Annotated in this window: 2 protein-coding genes; both read left to right on the forward strand. The window is 59.7% G+C overall.

Annotation, left to right across the window (positions count from 1 at the left end; all coding sequences use genetic code 11):
• The first annotated feature begins 79 nt into the window (after positions 1-79).
• Positions 80-1,726: an amino acid adenylation domain-containing protein gene (locus ABX749_RS30870; protein ID WP_372899417.1), complete on the forward strand. Its 1,647-nt coding sequence runs from the start codon at positions 80-82 to the stop codon at positions 1,724-1,726.
• 84 nt (positions 1,727-1,810) lie between these two features.
• Positions 1,811-2,041 (forward strand): acyl carrier protein, encoded by a 231-nt coding sequence (locus ABX749_RS30875; RefSeq protein ID WP_372899418.1) that lies wholly within the window; start codon positions 1,811-1,813, stop codon positions 2,039-2,041.
• Positions 2,042-2,068 lie beyond the last annotated feature (27 nt).

Raw genomic sequence — 2,068 nt, forward strand, 5'->3', positions numbered from 1 at the left:
ACGCGATCGGCGGCGTCTTGTACGCCGGCACGTCGGACATCCAACGCAACATCATTGCGGGACTGCTTGGAGTTTGACGATGGCGGATCTGCTACACGAAAATCTAACACGTTCGACGTCCAAGACACCCGACCAAGTGGCATTTCACTGCGGCAACAACTCCGTCACGTACGCCGAACTGGACGACCGTTCGTCTCGGCTCGCGACCGTTCTCCGTGATCAGGGCGTGCGGCCCGGTGACCGCGTCGCGGTGCGTCTTCCAGCCAGCGTTGAAACGCCGATCAGTGTGTACGGGGCAATGAAAGCCGGCGCGGCCATGGTACCGGTGGATCCCTTGGCTCCGCCGACTCGGCTGTGCAGCATCCTGCAAAGCGGCCATGTCCGACATCTCATCACGACCAAGCTGGCCGAATCGGCACTGGACGAACTCGATCGCTGTGCCACACCACTCCAACACGTGATCGGCGTCGAAGGTGCGGATTGGCCGACCATCGACTTCACCCCCTGGTCGGCCCTCGATGCGGTCGCCCCCATCGATCCGATTCCGATGGACCGGACGCAACCCGCATACGTGATCTTTACCTCTGGTTCGACCGGCACGCCAAAGGGCATTGTGCACTCGCATTACAGCGGCAACAGCTACGCCCATCTGTCGGTCAAGACCTACGGCGTCAGCGGCGACGACCGAATCGCGAATCTGTCGCCGCTGCACTTCGACATGTCGACCTTCGGTTACTATTCGGCGGTGATGGCCGGAGCGACGACGGTGCTGATTCCTCCCTCCTACAGCATGCTGCCGGCCAGTCTCTCCGCGTTGATCGAATCGCAGCGAATCACGATCTGGTATTCGGTGCCCTTCGCGCTGGTCCAATTGCTTCAGCGAGGCGTCCCCGAACAACGGGACCTGTCCAGTGTTCGCTGGATCCTGTACGGCGGTGAACCACTCGCCCCGCGGCACGCACAGCAGTTGCGACGCCTGATGCCCGACGCGTGGATCAGCAACGTCTACGGTCCCGCGGAAGTGAATCAATGCACCTACTTTCACATCGCGCCAACGTCTCAGGGCGGACCGAAGGAACTTTCCGAACGGCCGATTCCGATCGGAACGCTCTGGGAACAGACCGAAGGCTTGATTCTCGATCCGCTGGATCAAATCATCCAGGGAACGGGGGTCGGCGAACTGCTCGTTCATTCCTCCACCATGATGACCCGTTACTGGCATCTGGGCTGTGACGACCCGGTGACGTTTTATTTTGATCTAGGCAGCGGAAAACGTTTCTATCGGACGGGCGATCTGGTACGCCGCGGGGACGACGGCGAACTGGAGTTCTTGGGCAGGGTCGATCGCCAGGTCAAAGTCCGAGGCTACCGGATTGAACTCGACGAGGTCGAACATGCGATTGCAAAACATCCCTCGGTCGTCGAAGCCGCCGCCTTCTGCGTCTCGGTGAATGAAACCGGTCGCTTGCTCGCCGCGGTGACGTTGCAGGATTCGAGTCGATCCGAAACGAGTGACCTCAAAAAGCAATTGGCAGAACAGCTGCCGCCTTATGCGGTCCCGGAGCAGCTTTTCGTCCGAGACGCATTTCCGCGGACGACCAGCGGAAAAATCGACCGTTTGAAACTGCAGCAGGAATACCACGCGTTCCCCGATTCGACCACGGACCGCGGCGTGACGCCGGATCCCGGCGGCCGATCGGTTGCCCCCAGACAAACACCGCGATGACGTAATGGCAATGCTTTTCTTTCGCTCCTTCATTCCCGCACCACGTAAGCCACGATGACCGACACCGACCCGATGCCCAAACTCATGTCTTTCATCCAGCATGAACTGATGGGAAATCAAGCGGATCCGATTTCCAAGGACGACGACTTGCTCGGTGGGGGTCACATCGATTCGATGGGAATCATGCGGTTGGTCGCGTTTCTTGAAACGGAATTTGGCGTCTCGGTTCCACCGGAGGACGTGACGATCGAAAACTTCGAAACGCCACGGACCATCGCAGACTATGTCCAAGCCGCATGCCGGGGCAGGAGCTGATTCGATTCATGCCGGCGACCGCAACCT

It is taken from the genome of Stieleria sp. (genome assembly GCF_041595215.1).
Taxonomy (GTDB): domain Bacteria; phylum Planctomycetota; class Planctomycetia; order Pirellulales; family Pirellulaceae; genus Stieleria; species Stieleria magnilauensis.

Bases quoted from the DNA above. Each gene is read 5' to 3' on its own strand.
- ABX749_RS30870 (WP_372899417.1), top strand. From the start codon at position 80: ATGGCGGATCTGCTACACGAAAATCTAACACGTTCGACGTCCAAGACA.
- ABX749_RS30875 (WP_372899418.1), top strand. From the start codon at position 1,811: ATGTCTTTCATCCAGCATGAACTGATGGGAAATCAAGCGGATCCGATT.